Annotated in this window: 18 protein-coding genes; 8 read left to right on the forward strand and 10 right to left on the reverse strand. The window is 69.3% G+C overall.

The window, feature by feature from the left end; genetic code table 11:
- Positions 1–1,092 (reverse strand): glycosyltransferase, encoded by a 1,092-nt coding sequence (locus tag FHR20_RS15060; protein WP_243857330.1) that lies wholly within the window; start codon positions 1,090–1,092, stop codon positions 1–3.
- Between the two features lie 192 nt (positions 1,093–1,284).
- Here FHR20_RS15060 and FHR20_RS15065 point away from each other — a divergent pair, with 192 nt between their 5' ends.
- From FHR20_RS15065 to FHR20_RS15075, 3 genes are read left to right on the forward strand one after another with little or no spacing between them, the layout of a single operon-like run.
- Entirely contained in the window at positions 1,285–2,217 is a 933-nt protein-coding gene (locus FHR20_RS15065; protein ID WP_208413598.1) for a hypothetical protein, read from the forward strand.
- Positions 2,214–2,753 (forward strand): DUF2141 domain-containing protein, encoded by a 540-nt coding sequence (locus tag FHR20_RS15070; protein WP_167300376.1) that lies wholly within the window; start codon positions 2,214–2,216, stop codon positions 2,751–2,753. The genes FHR20_RS15065 and FHR20_RS15070 overlap by 4 nt, the downstream gene beginning before the upstream one ends.
- Positions 2,754–2,764: 11 nt before the next feature.
- A complete protein-coding gene (locus FHR20_RS15075) occupies positions 2,765–3,964 on the forward strand; it encodes a glycosyltransferase (RefSeq protein ID WP_167300377.1) in 1,200 nt (399 codons plus the stop codon).
- On the opposite strand, the gene FHR20_RS15080 is transcribed toward FHR20_RS15075, so the two are convergent.
- The gene (locus FHR20_RS15080) at positions 3,901–5,451 is read right to left on the reverse strand and encodes an ArnT family glycosyltransferase (protein WP_167300378.1); all 1,551 of its coding nucleotides are present in this window, start codon (positions 5,449–5,451) and stop codon (positions 3,901–3,903) included. The two genes, FHR20_RS15075 and FHR20_RS15080, sit on opposite strands and share 64 nt — an antisense overlap.
- A gap of 162 nt (positions 5,452–5,613) precedes the next feature.
- On the opposite strand from FHR20_RS15080, the gene FHR20_RS15085 reads away from it, so the two are divergent.
- Entirely contained in the window at positions 5,614–7,233 is a 1,620-nt protein-coding gene (locus FHR20_RS15085; RefSeq protein ID WP_167300379.1) for an alkaline phosphatase D family protein, read from the forward strand.
- A 47-nt stretch (positions 7,234–7,280) separates the two neighbouring features.
- On the opposite strand, the gene FHR20_RS15090 is transcribed toward FHR20_RS15085, so the two are convergent.
- The 3 genes from FHR20_RS15090 to pepN form a co-directional block, all read right to left on the reverse strand.
- On the reverse strand, positions 7,281–8,786 hold the full coding sequence (locus FHR20_RS15090; protein WP_167300380.1) for an ABC1 kinase family protein: 1,506 nt from the start codon (positions 8,784–8,786) through the stop codon (positions 7,281–7,283).
- Positions 8,787–8,823: 37 nt separating this feature from the next.
- Entirely contained in the window at positions 8,824–9,309 is a 486-nt protein-coding gene (locus FHR20_RS15095; RefSeq protein ID WP_167300381.1) for a methylated-DNA--[protein]-cysteine S-methyltransferase, read from the reverse strand.
- Between the two features lie 72 nt (positions 9,310–9,381).
- On the reverse strand, positions 9,382–11,970 hold the full coding sequence (gene pepN, locus FHR20_RS15100; protein WP_167300382.1) for an aminopeptidase N: 2,589 nt from the start codon (positions 11,968–11,970) through the stop codon (positions 9,382–9,384).
- Positions 11,971–12,090: 120 nt separating this feature from the next.
- Between pepN and FHR20_RS15105 the strand changes: the two genes are divergently transcribed.
- The 4 genes from FHR20_RS15105 (at position 12,091) to FHR20_RS15120 (ending at position 17,951) form a co-directional block, all read left to right on the forward strand.
- Positions 12,091–13,779 carry a M28 family metallopeptidase gene (locus FHR20_RS15105; RefSeq protein ID WP_167300383.1) on the forward strand — a complete coding sequence of 563 codons (1,689 nt, stop codon included), beginning with the start codon at positions 12,091–12,093 and terminating at the stop codon, positions 13,777–13,779.
- Between the two features lie 2 nt (positions 13,780–13,781).
- Positions 13,782–15,389, forward strand: a complete 1,608-nt coding sequence (locus FHR20_RS15110) for a M20/M25/M40 family metallo-hydrolase (RefSeq protein WP_167300384.1) — start codon at positions 13,782–13,784, stop codon at positions 15,387–15,389.
- Positions 15,386–17,020, forward strand: a complete 1,635-nt coding sequence (locus FHR20_RS15115) for a M28 family metallopeptidase (protein ID WP_341786457.1) — start codon at positions 15,386–15,388, stop codon at positions 17,018–17,020. The genes FHR20_RS15110 and FHR20_RS15115 overlap by 4 nt, the downstream gene beginning before the upstream one ends.
- 118 nt (positions 17,021–17,138) lie before the next feature.
- Positions 17,139–17,951, forward strand: a complete 813-nt coding sequence (locus FHR20_RS15120; RefSeq protein ID WP_167300385.1) for a Rossmann-fold NAD(P)-binding domain-containing protein — start codon at positions 17,139–17,141, stop codon at positions 17,949–17,951.
- Here the strand turns inward: FHR20_RS15120 and FHR20_RS15125 are convergent.
- From FHR20_RS15125 to FHR20_RS15145, 5 genes are all read right to left on the reverse strand, one after another.
- Positions 17,861–18,778: a DMT family transporter gene (locus FHR20_RS15125; RefSeq protein WP_167300386.1), complete on the reverse strand. Its 918-nt coding sequence runs from the start codon at positions 18,776–18,778 to the stop codon at positions 17,861–17,863. The two genes, FHR20_RS15120 and FHR20_RS15125, sit on opposite strands and share 91 nt — an antisense overlap.
- 166 nt (positions 18,779–18,944) lie before the next feature.
- Positions 18,945–19,946 carry a threonine aldolase family protein gene (locus tag FHR20_RS15130; RefSeq protein ID WP_167300387.1) on the reverse strand — a complete coding sequence of 334 codons (1,002 nt, stop codon included), beginning with the start codon at positions 19,944–19,946 and terminating at the stop codon, positions 18,945–18,947.
- 90 nt (positions 19,947–20,036) lie between these two features.
- Complete coding sequence (locus FHR20_RS15135) at positions 20,037–21,029, reverse strand: alpha/beta fold hydrolase (protein ID WP_167300388.1); 993 nt, start codon at positions 21,027–21,029, stop codon at positions 20,037–20,039.
- Between the two features lie 61 nt (positions 21,030–21,090).
- Positions 21,091–23,223: a transglycosylase domain-containing protein gene (locus tag FHR20_RS15140; protein ID WP_167300550.1), complete on the reverse strand. Its 2,133-nt coding sequence runs from the start codon at positions 23,221–23,223 to the stop codon at positions 21,091–21,093.
- Between the two features lie 270 nt (positions 23,224–23,493).
- Positions 23,494–25,080 carry a serine hydrolase gene (locus tag FHR20_RS15145; protein WP_167300389.1) on the reverse strand — a complete coding sequence of 529 codons (1,587 nt, stop codon included), beginning with the start codon at positions 25,078–25,080 and terminating at the stop codon, positions 23,494–23,496.
- Positions 25,081–25,114 lie beyond the last annotated feature (34 nt).

Below are 25,114 nucleotides of genomic sequence, written 5' to 3' on the forward strand. Positions count from 1 at the left end.
TCATTGCCGGTGGCTGTCCACCACGCGGTCGAACAATGCCAGATAGTCCGCGATCGAATCGCCCGTCGCCATCACCGGTGTGGGCCGTACCGCGTCCGGCCCCAGCCAGCGATCGAGGGCGGCGACCAGCGCATCGCCATCCTCGCGGGCGATCACCGTGCCCAGTTCCGGCGCATGGACGATCTCGCGCACCGCGACGCTCGATTCGGTCGATACCACCGGGGTGCCCACCGAAAGCGCCTCGCGCAGCACGCCGGGCACGCCTTCATAGTCCGACGTCAGCACCGCCACCGCCGCACCCTTGAGGGCAGGCAGCGGATCGCCGGCATGGCCGGGCATGACCACCCGGTCGCCCAGTCCCAGCGCCGCGATCTGCGCGTCGAGGGCGCCGCGCGCGCCGCCTTCGCCGAGCAGCAGCAGCTTCACCTGCTTGTCGGCCAGCCGGGGCAGGGCGGCGAGCAGCCGGTCCCAGCGCTTCTGCGGCTCCAGCCGCCCGACGCCGATCAGATAGCGGCCCGCGGGCAGCGCAACCGGCGCGGCGCCCGCGATCGGCCGGGCGGGCGGATTGGCGATCACCCCTACGCGCTCGGACGGCATCCCCATCTCGGCCATCGCCTCGGTCGCCATTGCCGGGGTCATCGCCACGACATGATCGAGAAAGCGCGGATGCAGCCGCAGCCAGCGCCGATAGCGCCATGCCGCGCCCCGCGAGAGCTCGGGGCGCACCAGCGCGTTGGAGACCTTGCCCACGATCGGCGGCGCGGCGGCGCCCAGCCGCAGCCGGGCGAGCGCAGTGACTCCGGTATAGCGGTTGCCCGGGCAGAACAGCAGGTCCGGCCGTGCCCGCCGGACTTCGTCCGCGAGCCGGAACAGGGCCTGGTGCCGCCCGTCGCCCAGTTCGATCAGTTCGATCCCGCCGGGGATTTCCGCGGCCAGCGGCCCTTCGCTGCTGCCCAGCACCAGCGTCACCCGGCGCCCTGCCGCGTGCCATCCCGCGGCCATGCGCAGCATCGCGCGTTCCACACCGCCGCCCTGCAATTGCTGGGCATAGGTGAGGATGTGTTGTGCGGTTTTGGATTGGGTGCGGTGCAACATAGGTCTTGCGGATTGCCACTCTTAAGCCCAAATCGCCCCCGCAATAAACCGCAATCTGCTGCCACCAGCCATTTTCGTGTTGGCGTAAACTGGGGGGCTGTACGCCGCAAGACGCGGATAAAGTGCTGGAAACGGCCGTTTTGGGCGGCGGAATGTGAATCGGTGAACGAACCAAGTCTGGAGGCTTCGTTGAACACGAGCGTTGTCGAGGCCGTCCCCCTCCCGGGCGCGCCCGACCTTGCGGGTCTCGAACCCGTCGAAAAGATCAGGCGCCGCTGGCCGGCGATTCTCGGTGGCGCGCTGACGCTGCTCATGATCGTGGCGCTCGGCCGCGAGCTGTTCGGCTCGGGCCTGCAGGGCCTCTATCGCAGCCTGCCCACCAACCCGCTCTTCTACCTGGTCTTCGCCCTCTATTATGTCGGCCCGCCGACCTTCGACTATGTGATCTTCAAGCGGTTGTGGCAGATCCCGCTCGCCGGGCTCGCCGCGCTCCACAAGAAGCGCATCTCGAACGAAGTGCTGTTCGGCTATTCGGGCGAGGCCTATTTCTACGCCTGGGCGCGCCAGCGCACCCAGATGGTCGCGGCGCCGTTCGGTGCGGTGAAGGACGTGATGATCCTGTCGGCCATCGCCGGCAACGCGATCACGCTGATCATGATGGTCGTCGGCCTGCCGCTCTATCTGGGCCTGGTGCCGCCGCAATGGAAGGGCGCGGTGCTCGGCTCGGTGGTGGTGCTGCTGCTGATGTCGGTGCCGTTCCTGCTCTTCTCCAAGCGCGTGTTCTCGCTGCCCCGCCGCGAGCTGTGGTGGGTGTTCCTGGTGCACTGCGCGCGCATCGTCACCGGCTCGCTGCTCGTTGCGATCGCCTGGCACCTGGCGATGCCGAACGTCTCGATCGGCGTGTGGCTGATGATGGCGGCCGGCCGCCTGCTCGTCTGGCGCCTGCCGCTGGTGCCGAGCAAGGAGGCCGCCTTTGCCGCGATCACCGGGGTGGTGATCGGCCAGGGCTCGGCCATGTCCGAGCTGATGGCGCTGATCGCCGGCCTCACCCTTCTCGTCCATGTCACCTTGATCGGAGGCTTCAGCGTGCAGGCCCTGCTCACGAGGAACAAGCAGCCATGATCCGCCTCCCGATCGCCTCGCTGGCCGCCGGCGCCGCGACCGCGCTCGCCCTCGCCGCGGCGCCTGCCGCCGTGGCCGCCGCGCAGCCCGATCCGGTCGACGGCAATTGCGCGACGCGGGCCGGCGTGCCGCTCTACGTCAACGTCACCGGCCTCAAGGACCGCACCGGCCGGCTCAAGCTGGAGATCTATCCGCCGAACGAGGAGGATTTCCTGCGCGACGACACGTCGCTGAAGCGCGAGAACAAGCCGTTCCGCCGCATCTGGGCGCAGACGCCGGCTTCGGGGCCCGTCCGCCTGTGCATCCGCGCGCCGGGCCCGGGCACCTGGGCGGTGCTGTTCACGCACGATCGCGACGGCAAGAACAAGTTCAACTTCTGGGAGGACGGCGCCGGCTTCCCGAGCAACCAGAAGCTCGGCCGCAGCCGCCCCAAGGTACGCCAGGCGCTGGTCAATGTCGGCCCAGGCGGTGGACAGATCTCGATAAAGGCCCAATATCTCAGGGGTCTGGGCGGCTTCGCGCCGCTGGACGACTGAGGGGCAAGGCGATGCGCATCGTCGACGTCAACGAGTTCTACTCGCCGACCGGTGGCGGCGTGCGCACCTATCTCGATCGCAAGATGGGGATCATGGCCGATATGGGCCATGAGCTGACCGTGATCGCGCCGGCGCTCGAATCGAGCGTCGAGGAGCGGCCCGGCGGCGGCCGCATCTTCTGGGTCAAGGCGCCGCCGCTGATCCTCGATCGCAACTATGGCATCTTCGTCCATGACGAACCGGTGTGGAACCTGCTCGACGCGCTGAAGCCCGACATCGTGGAGACCAGCTCGCCCTGGCTCCCGGCCTGGACGGTGGCGCGCTGGCAGGGCGATGCGGTGAAGGTGTTCTTCGCCCATGGCGACAATATCGGCGCCTATCCGCAGCGCTGGCTCGACAGCGTGGCGACGCCGATCCAGGTCGAGCGAGCCTTTGCCTGGTACACGCGGTACATGAGCCGCTTCCTCGGGCATTACGACGCGTTCGTCACCAACGGCCCGGCACTGGCCAAGCGGTTCCGCCGGCGCGGCATGCATGTCCATGCCTCGATGCCGCTGGGGATCGAGCGGCAATGGTTCTCGCCCGACCTGCGCGACGAGAAGCTGCGCGTGGCGCTGCTCGCCCAGCTCGGCCTGCCGCCGGAAGGGCATCTGCTGCTGGGCCTGGGCCGGCATCACAAGGAGAAGCGCTGGCCGCTGGTGATCGACGCAGTGGAGGCTGCGGCGAACGACCTGCCCGTCGGCCTGATGCTGATCGGCGACGGCCCGCAGCGCCGCCAGCTCGAGGCCCGGATCGCCGGCAGCCCGCATATCAAGATCTTCCGTCCGGTCTATGACCGGGTGCGCTTCTCGCGGATCATGGCCAGCTGCGATGCGCTGATCCACGGCTCCGATGCCGAGCCCTTCGGCCTCGTCGCTTCCGAGGCGCTGGCCTCGGGCCTGCCGCTGATCGGGCCCGACGAGGGCGGCTTCGCCGAGCTTGCCGATCCGCTCTTCGCCGAAACCTATCGCGCGCGCGATGCCTATTCGGCGGCGGACGCGATCCGGCGCATGTTCGGCCGCGAGCAGGCCATCCTGCGCAACGCCGCCCGCGTCGCCGCGGGCAAGGTGCGCAGCGACGCCGACCACGCCGCCGAACTGATGGCCTATTACGAGGGCTTGCTGGAGGCGAGGCGCGGCGGCGCCGGCGCGCGCGGCGCCGGCAGCGCGTAGACCGAGATATTGAGGTCGCCGAGCGGCCAGCGGCCGCGCAGGCGATAGCCGAGCTCCTCCATCCGCTTCACCGCGAGCTGGTGCGACGCCATGCGCTCGCCGAAATAGACGGGGCGCATCACCACGATCTCCGGCCGCTGGGTGAAGATGCGGTCGATCTCCTGGAGCTGGTCGACGCCCAGCGCGCCATTCTCGCGCTCGCGCGAAAGGTGGCTCGGAAAGACCCAGGGCGACACGGTGCAGCGCCCAGTATAGCCGTAGAGGATCGGATTGCCCGAATAGAGGTACATGCAGCCCGGGCCATGGCCGATGCCGTCGGCCAGCGCCTGAAGCTGCGCGGCATTGCCGCGATGCAATTTCACGCTGACCAGCCTGGCTTCGCCGCCGATGGCAGCCACGAGCAGCAGCAGCGGCGCCACCCATTTGCGGCCGGTCTCGGTGCCGCCCAGATAGCCGGCGCAGCACAGGCTCGCGGGCAACAGGACCGGTAGCGCATAGTGATTGAACCAGGTACCGAACACCAGCAGCCCGATCACCGCGGCGATCAGCCAGCCGAAGAGCAATGCCCGCACCGGATGCTCGCTGCGCGCGCCCACGGGCACATGGCGCGAGAGCCCGGAGACGATCAGCAGCGGGGCCAGCATCAGCGCGACTTCCAGGAAGTTGCGAATCAGCACCATCGGCGGATCGCTCTGCCGCGCCAGGATCGAGCCGAAATTGGCATAGAACCAGGGGTCGCCATGGCCGAGCAGGATGAACGCCGCCCAGGTGGCGAGCGTGGGCAGCCACACCGCCGCCGCCCAGAGCGCGCCGCGGCGCAGCACATGCGCCGCGCTGGTCCCCAGGCGCGCCTCGGTCCACATCAGCCACAGGCCGAGGAATATCGCCTCGAAGACCACCGAATATTTGACCTGCATCGCCAGGCCGATGATCAGCATCGCCGCGGTGGCGCGATGGATGCGCCGGCGGTCGTCGCTCGCATCGTCCGGTTGCGGCACGATCAGCAGCACCGCCCATGCCGTCAGCAGGTTGTAGAAGACCGGCGCCTGCCCGCCCTGGCCGTCGGCGAAATTGAGCATGAACAGATAGAGGAGCGCGGCGGGGAGGCCGCCGCGACTCCAGCCGGCCTTGTCGGCGAGCCGCCAGATCAGCAGCGCGGTGCCCACCACCGCGGCCAGCGCCATCATCTGGTAGATCCAGATGCCCGCCGGGACCCCGAAGGCGGCGGGCAGCAGGTAGATCAGGAACAGCCCCACGGGCTTGCGGTCCCAGACATCGACAAAGGGAACGGCGCCGTGCAGCATCTGCTGGGCGGTAACGAGGTAGAATTCCTCATCGATATGGACGACGGGATTGCCGAAGGTGATCGCGCGCACCGCCACGGCGGCGAGCAGCAGGATCGACCAGCGCGGCAAGGCGGCGATCGCGGCGACCAGATCGGAAAGGCGAGCAGTCCGGCTCCCCAGCACTTCGGACTTGCTTGCCATCAGGAGCGCGGCGCCCCGGGCGGAAGGAGATGCAGCATGATTGTCGAACGGGCCCTTCCCGGTTAATTCCGGTCCGTGCTTAGCGCCGCGCGCGCGCGCTGTCACGAACTCGCCACGGGAACGCGGCAAGGCGTGCGACGAAATTGTCCGGGAACGCTACAAATGACGCTTCGTACCGATCGCCGCTCGCTTCTTCTCACCGGCACGCTGGGCCTCGGCGCCCTCGCGCTTCCGGGCTTCTCCCTGGCCCAGGCGCTGGCCGCCGGCTTCACCCATTCGGTCGCCAGCGGCGAGCCGGGGCAGGACACGATGCTGCTCTGGACGCGCTACGTGCCCGCCGATGGCGGCGCGGTGAAGCTGAGGGCGGAGATTTCGAAGACCGCGGATTTCGCGAAGATCGTCTCGGGCGGCCAGCAGATCACCGGCCCGTGGCGCGACCATACCGCCAAGATCACGGTCGAGGGGCTCGAGCCCGGCACCAGTTATTTCTATCGCTTCGTGGCCCCGGACGGCAGCTTCTCGCCGGTGGGCAGGACGAAGACGCTGCCCATGGGCAATGTCGGCCGCTTCGGCATCGGCGTCTTCTCCTGCGCGAACATGCCGTTCGGCTTCTTCAACGCCTATGGCCATGCCGCGGCGCGCGCCGATATCGACCTGTGGGTCCATCTCGGCGATTATCTCTACGAGTATAAGCGCGGCGGCTATGCGCCGGCCGGCGGGGCGGTGGCGGATCGCTGGCCCGAGCCGGCGACCGAGATGGTCCATCTCGCCGATTATCGCCTGCGCTATGCCAGCTATCGCAGCGACCCCGATCTCCAGGAACTGCACCGGGTCAAGCCGATGCTGATCCAGATGGACGATCACGAATCGACCAACAACAGCTGGGAAGGCGGCGCGCAGAACCATCAGCCGGACGAAGGCGACTGGAGCATCCGCAAGGCGGCGGCGCTCCAGGCGTTCAAGGAATGGATGCCGGTCTCCGAGACGCCCTGGGGCAGCTACGACATTGGCGGCCTCGCCACGCTGTTCCGCACCGAGAGCCGCCTCCTCGCGCGCAGCGACGAGCCGGATCTCGCGCCGCTGTTCCGCTCCGCCGACGCGCAGAAGGCGCTGATCGCCTTTCGCGACGGCGAACTGCAGGATCCGGCGCGTACCATGCTCGGCACCGAGCAGGAGGCGTGGCTTGGCCATGCGATGCGCAAGTCGGTGCGCGCCGGCCAGAAGTGGCAGCTGGTCGGCTTCGGCACGATCATGGGCAAGCAGCGCATGCCGGAGCAGGCGCTCGACTGGATCAAGCCGGATGCCCCGGCCCGCACGCGCGCCTATGTCCAGTCGGGCGTGATCGCCAGCAAGCTCGGCGTGCCGTCGGACCTCGACAATTGGGGCGGCTTCCCGGCGGCCCGCGCGCGTTTCCTCAAGTCCGCCCAGGCGGCGGGCGCCAATCTGATCGTGCTGTGCGGCGACAGCCACAATGCCTGGGCGTTCGACCTGGGGCAGGACGGCAAGCCCGCCGGCGTCGAATTCGCCGGCCATAGCGTCACGTCGCCGGGCTATGAGAACAGCACCGCTACCGATCCGAAGATCATCGCCGCCGGCCTGGTCGCCGCCAATCCCGAGCTGAAATGGTGCGACACCAGCCGCCGCGGCTATATGGCGCTCACGCTCACGCCGGAAAAGGCGAGCAACGACTGGGTGTTCCTGGACACGGTCACCCAGCGCACGACCAAGGCCAGCGTGGGGCACACCGCCGTGGTGACGCGCGGCCGCAACGTGATGGCGTAGCGCCAGGGCCCGATCGCCGGATCCCGGATGCTGGTTCGGGCCCTGGACTAGACCAGCACCAGCGCCACGGCCAGGATCGCCGCCCCGCCCAGCAGCGCGGCGGCGATCCAGCCCGTGCCCGCCCGGATCGCGGCGGCAGTCGCGGCGTCGTTCGGCGGCTCGGCCTCGATCCGCCGGATCGCGGCGCGCAGCAGCCGTGGCGCGTCATCGCCCAGCCCTGCCAGGGTCCAGGCCAGCATGCCGCCGCTCGCGGCCAGCCGCCCCGGCGCGAAGCGCGCCGCCACCAGCCGCGCCGCCGCCCGCCGGATCGCGCCGGACAGGTCGAAGCCCGGCGCGATCCGCGCGAGCACGCCGTCCATCGTCACAAAGGCCTTGAACACCAGCAGCAGGTCCGGCGGCATCACCAGCCCTTCCTCGCGCAGCAGCCGCAGGAAATCAGGCACCATCTCCGCCATCACGATGCGCCCGCCGCCATGGCGCTGGACGATCTGCTCGGCGGCGCGGTCGATGCGGCCACGCGGCACGCCATGCCCTTCGGACCAGAGCGCCAGCGTTTCCGCGAGCGCCCGCGGATTGCCCCAGGCCAGCGACGTGACGAAGCCCAGGAATTCCTCGCGCCGCCCCGGCCCGATATGGCCGATCGAGCCCAGGTCGAGCAGCGCCAGCCGGTTGCCGGGCAGGCAGAGCAGGTTGCCGGGGTGCGGATCGCCGTGGAAGCGGCCATGGACCAGCACCATCTCGATGACGAGATCGGCGCCGAGTTCGGCGATCGCCTCCGGATCGATCCCGCGCGCCGCCAGCGCCTCGGCGGAAAGCGGCTTCACCCCCTCGACATAGTCCATCACCAGCAGGGTCTCGCTGGTCCACTCCCAATGGATGCCGGGCACCAGCACATCGGGCTGGCCGACCAGGTCCTCGCGGATGCGATCGGCGTTGCGGCCCTCCTGGGTGAAGTCCAGCTCCTCCAGCATCGCCTGGCGCAGCTGTCGCGCCAGCGCCACCGGCTCGAAGCGCCGCGCCTCGGCGCTGCTCCGCTCGACCAGCGCGGCCAGTTCGGCGATCAGCCGCATGTCCGCTTCCATCGCGCGGCGAATGCCGGGGCGGCGGACCTTGAGCACCACGTCGCGCCCATCCTTCAATCGGGCGCGGTGGACCTGCGCCATCGACGCGGCGGCGAGCGGCACCGGATCGAAATGCGCGAAGGCGGCCTCGGGCGGCTCGCCCAGCGCGTCCTCCACTGCCGCGCGGATCGTCTCGAAGGCCAGCGTCGGCGCGTCGCTGTGGAGCTGCTCGAGCTCGGCGATCCATTCGGGCGGCAGCAGGTCGCCGCGCGTCGCGAGGATCTGGCCGATCTTCACGAAGCTCGGCCCCAGCGCCTCGAGCGCCAGCCGGGTGCGGCGCGGGAGCGGCAGCGCCCCCGCGTCCGCATCCGCGCCTTCGCCGGCGAAGCCCAGCCGGGCGAGCAGCACGCCCAGCCCGAAGCGCGCGGCCACGGCCGCGATCTCGCCCACCCGGTCGCGATCGCGGGCAGTGGTGGCAATCAGCTTGATCATGCGGCGCCAACGCGGGCCCGGGGCGAACGCTCCCGCGTCAACCGGCGCGGCGCTCCAGCGCGAGCAGATATTCCTTGGCGTCCAGCCCGCCCGCGAAGCCGGTGAGCTTGCCGGTCGACCCGATCACCCGGTGGCACGGGGCGACGATCGAGATCGGGTTGCGTCCATTGGCGGCACCGACGGCACGCGACGCTTTCGGGCGGCCCAGCTTCGCGGCGATCTCGCCATAGGAGCGCGTCTCGCCAAAGGGGATGGCCAGCAGTTCGGCCCATACGCTCTTCTGGAAGTCGGTTCCCCGGAAATCCAGCGGCAGGTCGAAGCGGGTGCGGGTGCCGGCGAAATATTCGCGCAGCTGGGTCTCGGCCGCCATCAGCACCGGATGCCCGGCATCGCCGGCCGCTTCGCCCAGCTTCACCCGATCGGGCGAATCATTCTCCCAGAGGATCGCGACGAGGCCCTTGTCGCTTGCGACGAGGGTGAGTTCGCCGACGGGCGAGGGAACGGTCTTGGTCGACAAGGTCATGCTGTGTCTCCTTACCCTGCCGATATGGACGGCGGCGCCGGGAATCGCTTCCCGCACCTTGTCGCCAAAGCCTCAGTCCAGCGACTTGCTCGCCTGCTCGAACATATCCTTGCTCAGCCCCGGCGTGGCGATGATCCGCTCCAGCTCGGCGCGCATCCTTGCCGCACGCGCCGGATCGAAGCGCTTCCACCGGCCGAGCGGCGGCACCAGCTTGGCCGCGGTCTGCGGATTGAGCCGGTCGAGCGCGATCAGCTGGTCGGCGACGAAGCGATAGCCGCGGCCCGAAGGATCGTGGAACGCCCGCTGGTTGACGCTGAACGCGCCGATCAGCGCCCGCGCCCGGTTCGGGTTGGCGAGCGTGAAGTCCTTGTGCGCGGCCAGTGCCTCGACGGCCTGTGCGGCATCGTCGCGCGACGAGAGCGCCTGGGTCTGGAACCATTTGTCTAGCACCAGCGCATTGCCCTGGTAGCGCTGGTAGAAGGCCGCCAGCGCCGCCTCGCGCTTGTCCGAATTGCCGTTGACCAGCGTGGTCAGCGCGCCCTGGCGATCGGTCATGTTGTCCGCCGCCTCGAACTGGCCGAAGGCAAGCGCGGCGGCGTCGTCCGCTCCGCTCGCGGCGATATAGCCGAGCGCCACCGTCTTCAGGCGCCGCGCGCCCTTGGCCGCCGGCGAATATTCGAAGCGATTGGCCTGTGCCCCGTCATAGGCGGCGCGCCATTCGCTCTCCAGCGCGGTGCCCAGGTCCGCGCGCAGCGCCTCGCGCGCCGCGAAGATCGCGTCGGGATCGACCATGCCCATCTGGTCGCCGATGAAGCTGTCCGACGGCAGCAGCACGGCTTCGGCGACGAATGCCTTGTCGAGTGCCGAATCGAGCAGCGTGTTCCGGACCGCCTCGATCACTGCGGCGTGCTCGCCCTTGCCGCTCGTCACCGCGGCGACCAGCGTGTCCAGCATCAGCTGCTGCATCGCCTCGTAGCGGGCGAAGGGATCGTCGTCATGCGCCGAGAGGAAGGCGAGGTCCTTTGCCGTGCGGTTGGTCTCGACGATCACGGGGGCGGAGAAGCCGCGGTTGATCGAGAGCACCGGCGGCTCGGACAGGTTCTCGAACAGCATCTCGTGCGCGGCGTCCTTGAGCAGGACCAGCTGCTCGTCGCACATCGGCCGCCCGGTGATGCCGCCGAACAGCTTGAGCCTGAGCGGCAGCACCATCGGCTCCTTGGCCGGCTGGCCCGGCGTCGGCGGCACGGTCTGGGCGAGCCTGAGGCGGGCGCGGCCGCCTTCCTGGGCCAGATTGGCCGAGACGCGCGGCGTGCCCGCCTGGCTGTACCAGCGGCGGAACTGGGTGAGGTCCACCCCGCCGGCCTCCTCCATGCAGCGCACGAAATCCTCGCAAGTGGCGGCGGTGCCGTCGAACCGGTCGAAATACAGGTCGGTCGCGGCGCGGAACTTCTCGCGGCCCAGGATGGTCGACATCATCCGGATCACTTCGGCGCCCTTGTTGTAGATGGTCGCCGTGTAGAAGTTCGATATCTCGATATACTCGTCCGGGCGCACCGAATGGGCGAGCGGGCCGGCATCCTCGGGGAACTGGCTGGCGCGCAGGCCGCGGACATCCTCGATCCGCTTGACTGCCTTGCTGCCCTGGTCGCCCGAAAAGCTCTGGTCGCGGAAGACGGTGAAGCCTTCCTTCAGGCTGAGCTGGAACCAGTCGCGGCAGGTGACGCGGTTGCCCGACCAGTTGTGGAAATATTCGTGCGCCACCACCGCGGCGATCGCGTCGTAATCATAATCGGTGGCGGTGTCGGGATCGGCAAGGATGTAGCGGCTGTTGAAGACGTTCAGCCCCTTGTTCTCCATCGCGCCGAAGTTGAAGTCGTCCACCGCGACGATGTTGAACACGTCGAGATCATATTCGCGGCCATAGACGGTCTCGTCCCAGGCCATCGACAGCTTGAGCGCGTGCAGCGCGTGATCGGTCTTGGGCAGGTCGCCCGCGCGCACCCAGATGCCGAGATCCACCTTGCGCCCGCGCATCGTGGTGAAGACGCCCCTGTTGGCGACCAGATCGCCGGCCACCAGCGCGAACAGATAGCTCGGCTTGGGGAAGGGATCGTGCCACTCGGCCCAGTGGCGCCCGTCGCCCGCATCGCCCTGCGCGATCGGATCGCCGTTCGCCAGCAGCACCGGGAAGCGCGCCTTGTCGGCAGCCATCCGCACCTTGTATTTCGAGAGCACGTCCGGCCGGTCGGGGAAGAAGGTGATGCGGCGGAAGCCCTCGGCCTCGCACTGGGTGCAGAGCATGCCCGACGAGGCATAGAGGCCCTGAAGCTGGGTGTTGCGCTCGGGCGCGATCGTCACGACCGTCTCGATCTCGTGCGCGTCGCCGGCAAGCGGGATCACCAGGTCCGGGCCGTCCATCCGCCAGCCCTCGGCCTCGGCGCCGTCCACCTTCACGCTCTCTGCCGCCAGCCCGTCGCCGTTCAGCACCAGCGGCCGATCGTGCGCGCCGCTGCGCTCCACCAGCAGCGTGGCGCGGACCCGGGTCGCCACCGGATCGAGATCGAAGTCGAGCGCGATCTCGGGAACCGTCCAGTCGGGCGCGCGATAGTCCTCGCGGCGAGTGACGTGCGGAGTCTGCGGGGCGTTGGAAGCGTCTGCCATGATGCCTCGGATATAGGGGCAAGCTCGGCGCTCGCCACCTTGAAAATCTGCCGGCTTGCGCCTGCGTCAAGCCGTGCTACCGAAGCGATATACCGAGTTGCCGCCGAGAGGTTCCCCCACATGATCCGCACCACCACGCCGCTGGCCCTTGCGCTGATGCTGGCGCTGCCCGCTTATGCCCAGAACGCGCCGGCGCCTGCGCCCGCCCCGGCGCTCACCGCCACCGAGCGCAATGCGATCGTCAATGCCGAGCTGCCCGCCGACCAGGCGGCGCTCAAGAGCCATGTCATGTTCCTCGCCGCGGATGCGCTGAAGGGCCGCGAGGCCGGCAGCCCCGAGTTCGAGATCGCCGCGCAATATGTCGTCTCGCAATTCTATGCGGCCGGGCTGAAGCCGGCGGGCGACGAGGGCGGCTATCTGCAGAAGGTCCCGCTGGTCAGCGCCAAGCTCGACGGCCCCGGCACGATGACGGTGACGGGCAAGGGCGGCGCGCCGGTCGCGCTCGAATTCGGCAAGGACTTTGTCTCCTCGGCCAATCCCGAGACGCCCAGCTATGCCGTCACCGCGCCGGTGGTGTTCGTCGGCTATGGCATCGTGGGCCAGGGCCGCGACGACTATAGGGGCGTCGACGTGAAGGGCAGGATCGTCGCCTATTTCGGCGGCGCGCCCGAGAGTTTCCCCGGCGAGGTCGCCGCGCATTTCTCCAATCCCGCCGCCAAGGCGGAGATCGCGGCGAAGCATGGTGCGATCGCCACGATCACGCTCGAATCGCCGCACACCGTCAAGGCGCGGCCCTTCAGCTTCTATGCCAATGCCGCGGCGCGGCCGCGCTTCACCTGGGGCAACCCCGACGGCACCGGCCATATCGCCGCGCCGGGCACGCCCTCGGCCGGCACCGTCAGCCTGGTCGGCGCCGAGAAGCTGTTCGCGGGCGCCAGGCAGAAATGGGCCGATATCGCCAAGGCGGCCGCCGCGCCCGACGCGGTGTTCAAGGCAGAGGCGCTGCCGGTGACCGTTAGCGTGGCCGCCAAGACCGCGCTCACTCCGGTGAAGAGCTACAACGTCGCCGGCATGCTGCCGGGCAGCGATCCCGCGCTGTCGAAGGAAGTCGTGGTCCTTTCCGCGCATCTCGACCATATCGGCGTCGGCCGGCCCGACAAGACCGGCGACACGATCAACAACGGTGCGCTCGACGATGCCGTCGGCATCGCCTCGCTGATCGAGGAGGCCAAGCGCTTCAAGACGGCGGGCACGAAGCCGCGCCGCTCGATCCTGTTCCTGGCGGTCACCGCCGAGGAGAAGGGCCTGGTCGGCTCGGACTATTTCGCCAACAACCCCACCGTGCCGCTGTCGAGCATCGTCGCCGACGTCAATCTCGACATGCCGATCATCACCTACAAGTTCCAGGACATCATGGTGTACGGCGCCGGCCATTCGACGCTGGGCCCGATCGTCGAGCGCGCCGGCAAGGCGATCGGCGTGCCGCTGTCCGACGATCCGCTGCCGGGCGAGAACATCTTCGTCCGCTCGGATCACTACAACTTCGTTCGCAAGGGCGTGCCCTCGGTCTTCCTCTGGCCCGGTGCGGGCGGCCCCGGTCGCGCGGCATATGACGACTTCATGAAGAACCATTATCACCAGCCCTCGGACGAGATCGGCCAGCTGCCGGCGATCGACTGGGAGTCCGGCGTGCGCTTCGTCGACGTGAATTATCGCATCGCCCGCGAGATTGCCGATGGCGAGCAGCGACCGGTGTGGAACAAGGGCGATTTCTTCGGCCTCACCTATAACGGTCCGGGGGCCAAGTGAGCATGAAGCGCGCACTTCTCTTCGCAGCGACTCTGCTCGCCGCTGTTCCCGCCTTCGCCCAGGATCTCGACAAACCGGATCTGGACAGGGACGCGGCGGCGCTGAAGGCGCATGTCCAGTTCCTCGCATCCGATGCGATGAAGGGCCGTGACACGGGCTCGCCCGAACTGGCCATCGCCGAGCAATATGTCGCGGCGCAGATGCTCGCGGCCGGGCTCAAGCCTGCGGGCGTGAACGGCACCTGGCTCCAGCCGGTGCCGCTGGTCGCCTACAAGTCGGCCGGCCACGGCACGCTCGTGCTTCGGCGTGGCGAAACGTCGATCCCCCTCGAATGGGGCAAGGACTATATCGCCCGCCCCACGCCGAGGACGCCGAAGGTCGCCGTGTCGGGCCCGGTGGTCTTTGTCGGCTATGGCACCGAGGAGGAATATGCGGGGCTCCAGGCGAAGGGCGCGATCGTGGCGATGCTGCGCGACGCGCCGCGCGGCCTGCCCAGCGATGTCCGCGCGCATCTCGCGCAGCCCGAGGAGAAGATGCGCGTCGCGGCGGCGCATGGCGCGGTCGGCGTTCTCCTGATCGAGAGCAACGCCCGTCACGCGCTCCGCCCATTCGCCCAGGTGGTCTCCTTCGCGGAGAGCGAGGCGATGACCTGGTCGGACGGTGGCGCTGCGGCGGGCCCCGCCGCGCCGGCCTTCGCCTATCTGGGCTTCGACGGTGCCGCCAAGCTGTTCGAAGGTTCGAAGATCAAATGGGACGCCGTCCTGGCGGCGGACAAGGTGGGCGGGAAGATCGCGCGCGGGGCGCTCGCCGTATCCGCCACGGGCACCGCCGAGACTGCGCTGCGCAGATTGGCGGCGGACAATGTCGCCGGCCTGCTGGAAGGGACGGACAAGGCGGGCGAATATGTCGTCCTGTCGGCGCACCTCGATCATGTCGGCGTGGGCGAGCCCGATGCGACGGGCGACAGGATCTATAACGGCGCGATGGACAATGCGGTCGGCACCGCCGCGATGCTCGAAGTGGCGCGCCGCTTCCAGGCCTCCGGCAAGCGGCCGCGCCGTTCGATCCTGTTCGTCGCAGTGACGGCGGAGGAGCAGGGCCTGGTCGGCTCGGAATATTTCGCCGCGCACCCGACCGTGCCGGGCCGATCGATCGTCGCCAATGTCAATCTCGACATGCCGATCCTGACGTATGATTTCGTCGATCTGGTCGCCTATGGCGCGGATCGCAGCTCGGTCGGAAAGCTGGTGGAGGCGGCCGCCGCCGCGGAGGGAGTCAGGCTGGTTCCCGATCCGGAGCCGGACCAGGCCTATTTCGTCCGCTCGGATCATTACAGCTTCGTCAAGGCGGGCATCCCCGCGGTCTCGCTCGATCTGGGACCGGGCGGTCCGGGCGCTGCGGCGACGAAGGAATTCCTCGACAAGCATTACCACCAGCCTTCGGACGAAGTGGGGCTGATCGACTGGAAGCAGGGGCTGCGCTTCGTCGGCCTCAACTATGCGATCGCTCGCGCCATCGCCGATGCGGAGGCCAGGCCGGTGTGGAACAAGGGCGATTTCTTCGGCACGCTCTACAAGGGGCCGATGGCCCAGGGACCTTCGGAAAAGTGATCTTCCGCCGCTTCCTCCTCGCCGCGGCGGCGCTGTTCGCCGCGCCGTTTGCCCAGGCGCAGACCGCGGCCCAGCCGGCCGCCCAGCTTCCGCCCGAGCAGGCGGCGCTGAAGGCGCATGTCCAGTTCCTCGCCTCCGATGCGCTTCGCGGGCGCGAGGCGGGAACGCGCGACTATGACGTGGCGGCCGAATATGTCGCGGCGCAGATGCTGGCGATCGGCCTGGTGCCCGGCGCGGCGGGAAGCTGGTTCCAGCCGTTCAAGCTGGTCTCGTACAAGCCGGCCGAGAAGGCGAAGTGGAGCCTGGTGCGCGGTGCGATGGAAATCCCGCTCCAGTTCGGCATCGACTATGTCAACACGCCGGTGCCCGCCACGCCCGACTTCAAGGCCGAGGGCGGCATCGTCTTCGCCGGCTATGGCATCGTCTATCCCGAAGGGAAGCGCGACGATTACAAGGGGCTCGACGTGAAGGGGAAGATCGTGGCGATCCTGCCCGGCGTGCCCCAGGGCCTGCCCAACGAAGTCGAGGCGCATTTCGGCGACGACGAGCAGAAGGCGGCAATCGCGCAGCAAAAGGGCGCGGTGGCGGTGATCGTGCTCGAATCGCTCGCCCAGCGCGAGCAGATCCCCTTCGAGGCGATCGTTCCCTATTACGACTATGAACGCACGACCTGGGCACGGCCCGACGGCACTGCCTTCGCGACTGCGCCGGGCGCCCCGCCGGTGGGCTATGTCGGCCCGGCCGGGGCGGAGAAGCTGTTCCAGGGGGCGAAGATCCGCTGGGCCGATGTGCTCGCCGCGCAGCGCAGGGGCACGCGGGTCCCTACCGGCGCGCTCGCGGGCACGCTCAGGGTTGCGAGCAAGACGCGGCTGGTGACGCAGGCGACGCGCAACGTGGCCGGGCTGATCCCCGGGACCGATCCGTCGCTCAAGGCGGAATATGTCGTCCTCTCCGCCCATCTGGACCATGTCGGCGTGGGGGATGCGGTCAATGGCGACCGCATCTACAATGGCGCGATGGACAATGCGATCGGCGTCTCGACCATGCTCGAGGTCGCCCGCAAGTTCGTCGCTTCGGGCGAGAAGCCCCGGCGCTCGATGCTGTTCGTGGCTCTGGCGGCGGAGGAGAAGGGGCTGCTCGGCTCGGACTATTTCGCGCATTATCCGCCGGTGGCGAAGGACCGGCTGGTCGCCGACGTCAACATGGACATGCCGATCCTCACCTATCCGCTGGTCGATGTCGTCGCGCTGGGGGCCGAACGCTCCAGCCTGGGCCCGGTGATCGCCGCGGCGGCGGCTGGCGAGGGCCTTGCCGTCGTCCCCGATCCGAGCCCCGAGGAGATGTTCTTCGTCCGCTCGGATCACTACAGCTTCGTCAAGTCGGGCATTCCGGCGGTCTCGATCGATACCGGCCCGGGCGGGCAGGGAGCGGAGGCGCAGAAGAGATTCCTGGCCGAGAACTATCACAAGCCCTCGGACCAGATCGATTTGCCCTTCGACTGGAACTCGGCCGCCAGATATATGCGCCTGAACTATGCCGTCGCCCGCGCGCTCACCGATGCGCCGGAACGCCCGCGCTGGAACAGGGGCGATTTCTTCGGGGTGCGGTTCGGGGGATATGGGGCGCAGTGACGTTCCGATCCTCCCCGCGCGGTGGAGGGGTGGCGCGCCACCGGCGACATCGCTCGCGGCAAATGCCCCTCCGCCGGCGTCGCGCGTCCTCCTGCCTCCCCAGGCGAGGGCCTAGGAAATGCGTCTCCTGATCTTCGGCCCCGGCTATACCGCCATGCGCCTGGTCGCGCGGCTGGCCGGCCGGGCGGAAATCGCCACCGTTGCCCGCGAGACCTTCGCCGACCGCGCGGGCGACATCGCGCGCGCCACGCACATCCTCTCCACCGTCCCGCCGGGCGAGGACGACCCCGTCCTCGCAACCTATGGGAACGAGATCGCCGCCTCCCGCGCCTGGATCGGCTATCTCTCCTCGACCGGCGTCTATGGCGACACCGGCGGCGCCTGGGTCGACGAGACGGCGCCCATGGGCACCGGCCGCCGCATCGCCCGGGCAAGGGCGGACGCCGCCTGGCTGGCGCTTGCCGGCGCGCATGTGTTCCGCCTGCCCGGCATCTACGGCCCCGGCCGCTCCCCGCTCGATCGCATCCGCGCCGGCGCCGCGCCGCGGATCGACCTGCCGGGCCAGGTGTTCAGCCGCATCCATGTCGACGACATCGTCGAGGGCGTGATCGCCGGCTTCGCCGGGCCGCCCGGCGCCTATAACCTGGCCGACGATCGCCCCGCTCCGCAGAGCGACGTCATTGCCTATGGCTGCGCGCTGCTGGGGTTGCCGGTGCCGCCGATGGTCCCGCTGGAGCAGGCGGGGCTAAGCCCCCAGGCCCGCGCCTTCCATGCCGAGAATCGTCGCGTCGCGAACGGCAAGGCGAAGCGGGTGCTGGGCTGGCGGCCGCGCCATGCCGATTACCGGTTGGGCCTGCGCGCCCTCAGCGCCACCACCAGCCCCGCGAGCACCAGCCCCGCGCCGCCTTCCGCCAGCGCGGACCAGCGATAGCCTTCGAACAGCGTCGAGAACAGCATCGCGATCACCGGGATCAGCACGCTGGTATAGGCTGCCTTGGCCGGGCCGATCGTGCGGATCAGCCGGAAATAGATGCTGAAGGTCAGCGCGGATCCCAGCACGCCGAGATAGAGGATGCCGCCCGCATAGCTGGGCCGGGGATCGAATGCCGGCGGCCCCGCGGTGGCGAGCGCGAACAGCCCGTCGATCGCCGCGCCGCTCAGCATCGCCCAGCCCAGCATCGTCGCCATCGGATAGGCCTTGGCCGTATCGGTCGCCTGCATGATGTTGGCGATCGAGGCGCACAGGACGCCGGCCAGTGCGATGACGATGCCGAGCAGGGCCTGGGCCGGGCCCACCGGGCTGAGCCGCGCTTCGTGCAGGAACAGCAGGGCGACGCCCGCCATCGCGATGGCCGAGCCGATGATCAGCTGGCGTCCCATCTTCTGCCCGAGGAAGATCCGCGCCATCACTGCATTGGGCACCAGCAGCAGCGCATAGACCACCGCCACCACGCCCGAGGTGATGTGCTGCTCGGCGCGATAGACGAAGTTGAAGTTGAACACGAACTGCGCGAGCCCGAGCAGGACCGCGAAGCGCACGCCCCGCGCATCGAGCCGCAGCCCGTCGCCGCGCAGCGCCGCCCAGGCCAGCATGGTCACTCCGGCCACCGCGAAGCGATAGGTGACCGACCAGCTCGGCGGCACCACCGAGAGCTGGTCGCGGATCACGATCCAGGTCGATCCCCAGATCAGCGTGACGATCGCGAAGGGAACCAGGACGGAGAGGCGGGCGGATTGCGGGGCGGATGCGGCCGTCATCAATTCCTTCCCCCGCTTGCCGGGGGAAGGGGGCCGCGACGCGAAGCGGCGTGGCGGAGGGGGCGCCGCGATCCGGCGGCGACTCGCTGTGCCCCTCCACCACCGGCTCCGCCGGCGGTTCCCCTCTCCGAGACAGGCCCGGGGAGGATTTCAGGGGAGCCCGTCCTCACAGCGCCGCGATCGCATCGGCCAGCGGCCGTATCGCTTCCTCGGCCTGGTCCCAGCTGATCACCAGCCGCGCCTCGCCCACGCCCCAGTCGTAGAAATCGAAGCCGAGCGCGCGCAGGCGCGCCGCTTCCTCGGCGCGCATCTTCAGGAACACCTCATTGGCTTCGACCGGGTGCACCAGCCGGTCCCCCGCCGCCCGGGCGAGCAGGCGCGCGCCGGCATTGGCCGCGCGGGCGTTCTCGAGCCACAGGTCGTTCTCCAGCATCGCCAGGATCTGCGCCGCCAGATAGCGGCCCTTGGAGGAGAGCAGCCCCGCCCGCTTGCGACGATAGAGCGTCGCCTCCGCCAGTTCGGGCCGGAAGAAGATCAGCGCCTCGGCGCTCATCCCGCCATTCTTGACGAAGCCGAAGCTGAGCGCGTCCACGCCCGCGCGCCAGGTCAAGTCGCCGGGATGGCAGCCGAGATGCGCGACGGCGTTGGCGAAGCGCGCCCCGTCCATGTGCAGCCCGAGCTTGCGCTCCTTCGCCAGCGCCCCGATCGCCGCCACTTCGCCCGGCGTATAGGCCAGGCCATATTCGGTTGCGTTGGTGATCGAGACGGCATGCGGCTGCACCTGGTGCACGTCGGGGCGGATCGGATCGATCACCGCGCGGATCGCATCGGGCGTCAGCTTCGAGCCCGGGCCCTCGCCGGCCAGCAGCTTGGCGCCGTGCGTATAGAATTCCGGCGCGCCGCACTCGTCGACATTGATGTGCGCCTCGCGGTGGCAGACCACGCCGCCATAAGGCGGGCAGAGCGCGGCCAGGGCGAGGCTGTTCGCCGCGGTGCCGGTCGGCACCCACAACGCGCGCACCTGCGTGCCGAACAGGTCCGAAAAGGCGCCGTCGAGCGATTGCGACCATCTGTCTCCGTCATAGGCGGTGTCGAGCTGGTTCACGCTTGCCAGCGCGGCGAGCACTTCGGGGCAGACTGCGGCGGCGTTGTCGGAGAAGAAGCGCATGGGAGGTCCATGCTGAGGGTGCCGGGCGGCGTCAACAGCGCAACCCAAAATCCGCCCTCAAGGGCGAGGGGAGAATCTTGGCCCTGTCCTTCAGGGGCGCGCGAAATGCCGCCGGAGGAAGTTCGCGATGGCGCCGTCCACCGCCGCACGATCCTCCAGCAGCCCGTGGCCCACGGCGTCCAGCGTCACGACGTCGCCTCCGAGAAAGGACGCGTATTGCGCGGCGTTGGCGGGCGGCATGAAATCACAGGAGCCGCGAAGAATCAGCACCGGGAATCTGCCCGGCGCGATGTTCGCCGGCTTCACCTTCGCCACACTCGCGGAGACGAGGCGCTGGACATAGAGATTGCCTCCGCCGGGCAGGGCCGGCGGGGAAATGCCGGATCCCTTGCACAGGAAGCCGTCGGCCAGCTGGCTGCCGACGAAGTCGTCGAAGATCCTGCCGGCATCGGACTGGCTAAGCCGGCTCTCGGCGGCGGCGCCTTTGCCGTCGATCAGCGCAGCGGCGCTCTTCATTTCCCGGGACATGACGACCGGAGCCCTCTCGGTTCGCGAGAAGTCGCGTTCCACGGTCGTTCCCGGGAAGGTTCCGGGCGACGTCAGCACCAGGGCTGCGACATGCTCGGGATATCGTGCCACGTAAGCAGTGGCGAGCGAGGCGCCGAAGGAGTTGCCCCACAGGATAAGCCGGCCCGCATTGAGATGGACGCGATAGGCCTCCAGGTCTGCGATCTCTCGCTCGAACGAATATTCCGCGGCGGGAAGCCGTTCGGAAACGCCGCCGCCCGCGCGATCATAATAGGCAGTCGTAAAACCCGCGCGCCGAAAGACGGCGCCTTCGTCGATGCGTCGTTGCTCGGTGTAGAGGCCGGGTCCGCCGTGAACGAAGACCACGATGGCCTGCTGCCGGGGGGACGCCTCGCCGCGTACGATCCATTCGCCGACATTCGAACCCGTCGACAGGTGGACCTTCGCGGCGCCGTCCCGAAATCCGGAGACCTGGGCCCATGCCGGCACCGTCGAAAATGCCGCCAGGGCGACGACCCACCAGCCCCGCCGGAATCGGATCGACGGTGCCCACAAGTGAAACATCCGATTTCCTCCGGCACTGCTGGAGCGTCTTGTATCGATACGATGATGGATTCTACCGCTCCTCGCCGCGCCGGTCGTCCGGCCGGAAGCGATCCGGCGGAGGCGGTCCGTCCGGTGCCTGCTCGCGGCGGGGGCGTCGCCCGGGCGCGTCGCCCGGCCGGCCGAGGATCGGCGCCTCGCCCTGCGCGTCGGGGTCGACGCCCTGCGGCACCACCTGGGTTTCGATCCCCGTCCCCTGGATGAAGTCGCCCACGCCGTTCAGCACCTCGTCCAGCGTCACGTCGTTGCCGTCGGGTTCGGTCGTCGGCTCGGGCGGCGGGATGCGCAGGTCGAGCGCCCGGGTCATGAAATCGCGCCACACCCGCGCGGGCAGGCCGCTGCCCGACAGGCCCGGATTCGGCGAATTGTCGTCATTGCCCAGCCACACGCCGCAGACGATGCCGCCGGCATAGCCGATGAACAGCGCGTCGCGATTGTCCTGGGTGGTGCCGGTCTTGCCATAGGTCGGGATCGGCAGCGCCGCGCCGCGCCCGGTGCCGTCCTCCACCACCGTGCCGAGCAGGCTGCGCAGGTCGTCGAGCTGGCGCCCGTTGAAGCGAGTGGGCCCGCCCAGTCGCTTGGCCAGCCAGTCGCTTGCCGCCTCGTCGTCGCTCAGGCCCTGCGGCCGTACCGGATAGGCGCCATTGGCCACCGCGGCATAGGCGGCGGTCAGCTCGAGCAGCGACACGGTGGAGGTGCCGAGCGCGATCGAGGCGTCGTCGCCGATCGGCGTGGAGATGCCCAGGTCGCGCGCCGCCCGCGTCACTTCGCGCACCCCCAGCTTCTGGGTCAGCCGCGCGGCGACGACGTTCGAGGATTTGGCGAAGGCCTGGCGCAGCGTGATCTTGCCGGCATAGCTGCCATGCGAATTCTCGGGCTTCCAGTCGCCGATCTGGACCGGGCTGTCGTCCACGATCGTGTCGGGGTCCATGCCGCCGCGCAGCGCCGCCAGATAGACGAACAGCTTGAAGGTCGATCCCGGCTGGCGCCGCGCCTGGGTGGCGCGGTTGAACGGGCTCTCGCCATAGCTCTTGCCGCCCACCATCGCGATCACCCGGCCGTCCGGATGCATCGCCACGATCGCGATCTGCGATTTCCTGAGCCCCGCGCCGCGCACCGCCCGCTCGGCGGCCTGTTGCGCGTTCAGCTCGAGCGTCGTCTGCACCGTCTGCTCGGTGCCGACGCCGCCGGCGCGGTCGCGCGCCTGGGGCAGCACCCAGTCGGCGAAATAGGTGCCGTTGGGCAGGTCTTCCTTCGACTTGCTGACGTGCAGCACGCCCGGCCGGATGGCATCGGCCCGCGCCTTGGTGATCAGGCCGGCATCCACCATCGCGCCGATCACCAGCTTCTGCCGCTCGCGCGCGCCCTTCAGGTTGCCGGTGGGGGCAAGCCGCGAAGGCGCCTGCACCAGCCCGGCCAGCAGCGTCGCCTGGCTCAGGGTCAGGTCCTCGGGCTCGGTGCTGAAATAATGCCGCGCGGCGGCGCGCAGGCCATAGACATTGTCGCCGAAATAGACGTTGGAGAGATAGCGCGAGAGGATTTCGTCCTTGCTCAGCCAGGCCTCGAGCCAGAAGGCGATCAGCACTTCCTGCGCCTTGCGCCCGAAGGTGCGCTGCGAATTGAGGAAGGCGTTCTTGGCGAGCTGCTGGGTGATCGTGCTGCCGCCCTGCGAGCCGCCGCTCTGGGTGACGTTGTGCACGAACGCGCGCAGGATGCCGCGCGGATCGACGCCCCAATGGCTGTAGAAGCGCCGGTCCTCGATCCCGACGAACGCGTTGCGGACATGGGCGGGCAGCTTCGTCGCGTCCACCGGCTCGGCGATCACTGCGCCGCGCCGCGCGATCGGCTTGCCCTCGGCGGAGAGCAACGTGATCGAGGGCGGCGCCGGCGGTTGCAGCGACTTGGAGAGCGGTGCGGTGAGCGCCAGCCAGGCGACCGCGAGGAAGAACAGCAGGATGAAGCCGGCGATCGCCCAGCTCGCCCAGCGCAGCCAGTTCCGCCTCCGGACCACCACCGGCAGGTTGGTGGTGTAGCCGCCGGCCGGGAGCGGCTCGGCATGGCCCGGCTGGATCGGCGGCGGTGGCGGAGGGGCGGGCGGCGGCGCCGCGCGGTGCCAGCGCGGGGCATAGTCCCCGGGCGGCGGCATGCCGCCGGAAAGCTCGAGCGGCGGCTCCTGCCGCTGCGGCCGCACGCGCTTGAGCGCGTCGCCCACGATTCCCTCGAGCGAGGGCGGGCGCCAGGCGCGCGGCTCCGGCTTGGCCGCCGGAGCGGGCGCCGGCTCGAAATCGTCGCCGGACCGGCGCAACGGAAAACGGACGTTCCTCGGATCGTTCCCGTCAGCCATCAGTCGTCGATTCCGCCGCTCGCATGGCGCCCTTTTAGCGCAGCATCTGTATTACTGCAATAATACAGTTGATTACGGCACCGGCACGAAGGCGAGGTGCTGATAGTCGTAGCTGAAGTCGGCGAGCGGCGAGAGCGGCTTCATCGTCACGCCGGCCACCTTGCCGTCCTTGATCTCGAAGCTGACCACGGCATCCTCGCCGGCATCCTTGGCGAAGCGGGTGCGGAAGCTGTCCGGCCCCCAGGGCTCGAGCGGGCTCTTGAACACGGGAGTCGGCACGAAGTCGATCCACAGCCTGCCGCTCTTCTGGCCCACCACCACGTCGCCATACCAGGGGTCGCGATAGCGCCCGGCATAACCGGCGAGCGGCAGCGAGGGGCCGCCGGCCGGCGCCTTGTCCACGCCGCCCTCGACGCTCGCCAGCGCTTCGTCCTGCGCCGCCTTCTGGCGGGTGCGATAGCTCGACACCCAGTCGAACGCCGGGGCGTCGATCAGCCGGTCGAGGATGGCGTTGCGGATCGCGGCGGAGACGCTCTCCTCGACATTGCTCAGCACCGAGACGCCGATGCCGCGCGACGGGAGCATCCCCGAATAGGTCACCTGGCCGGACAGTCCGCCGCTGTGCTGGATCATGCGCATGCCGCGATAGTCCTGGACGAACCAGCCGAGCGCATAGGCGGCGAGCACCGGCCGCGCCGGATTGCTCTCGGTCGGCCCGTCGCTCGCCGCGGTGATCGTCTGCGGCTTCCACATTTCCTTGGCCTGTTCCGGCGACCAGAGCTGCTTGCCGTCGGGCAGCTTGCCCTGCGCCAGCTGCACCTGCAGCCATTTCGCCATGTCGGCGATGCTGGCGTTGATCCCGCCGGCGGCGTCGACCATCGGGCCCTCGTCGGGCTGCACCACTTCCAGCTTGCCGATCCCGCGCACCGGGGGGCCCAGGCGCGCGTGCCGGCCCGCGACATTGTCGGTGCGGAGCGATCCGCGCGATCCCACCGCGTCGGCCATGCCGAGCGGCGCGAACAGCCGCGCCTCGACGAACTTGTCCCAGGCCATGCCTGCCACGCGCTCGATCAGCAGGCCTGCGACGATGTAGAGGATGTTGTCATAGTCATAGCCCGCCCGGAAGCCGCGCGCCGGCTTGAGGTGCGGCAACGCGTTGAGCACGTCGGCGGCGACATGGCTGCCGGCGGGGAAGAACATCAGGTCGCCCGCGCCGAGCGGCAGGCCGGAGCGGTGGACCAGCAGGTCGCGCACCGTCATCATCTGCGTGACGGCGGGATCGGACATGCGGAACTCGGGCAGGTGCTTCACCACCGGGTCTTCCCAGCCCAGCTTGCCCGCATCGACGAGCAGCGCCAGCGCGGCGGCGGTGAACGCCTTGGAATGGGAGGCGATGCCGAAGCGCGTGTGCACGTCCACCGCGCCGGGCTTGCCGAGCGTGCGTACGCCATAGCCCTTCACAAGGGCGGGCGCGCCGGGACGGACGATCGCCACGGCGATGCCCGGCGTCTCGAACGCGGCCATGAAGGGCTGGACGATCGCGTCGACCGCGGCTTCGTCGAGCGTTGCCGCCAGCGCCAGCCGCGGGAAGGCGGCAACGGTCGCACCGCCCAGCGAAAGTGCCAGCGCCGTGCGCCGATCGATGGTGAAACCGCTCATGCTATCTCCCCCGGAACAGGTCGTTACGGAGAGA

The organism is Sphingomonas leidyi (genome assembly GCF_011761945.1).
Classification (GTDB): domain Bacteria; phylum Pseudomonadota; class Alphaproteobacteria; order Sphingomonadales; family Sphingomonadaceae; genus Sphingomonas; species Sphingomonas leidyi.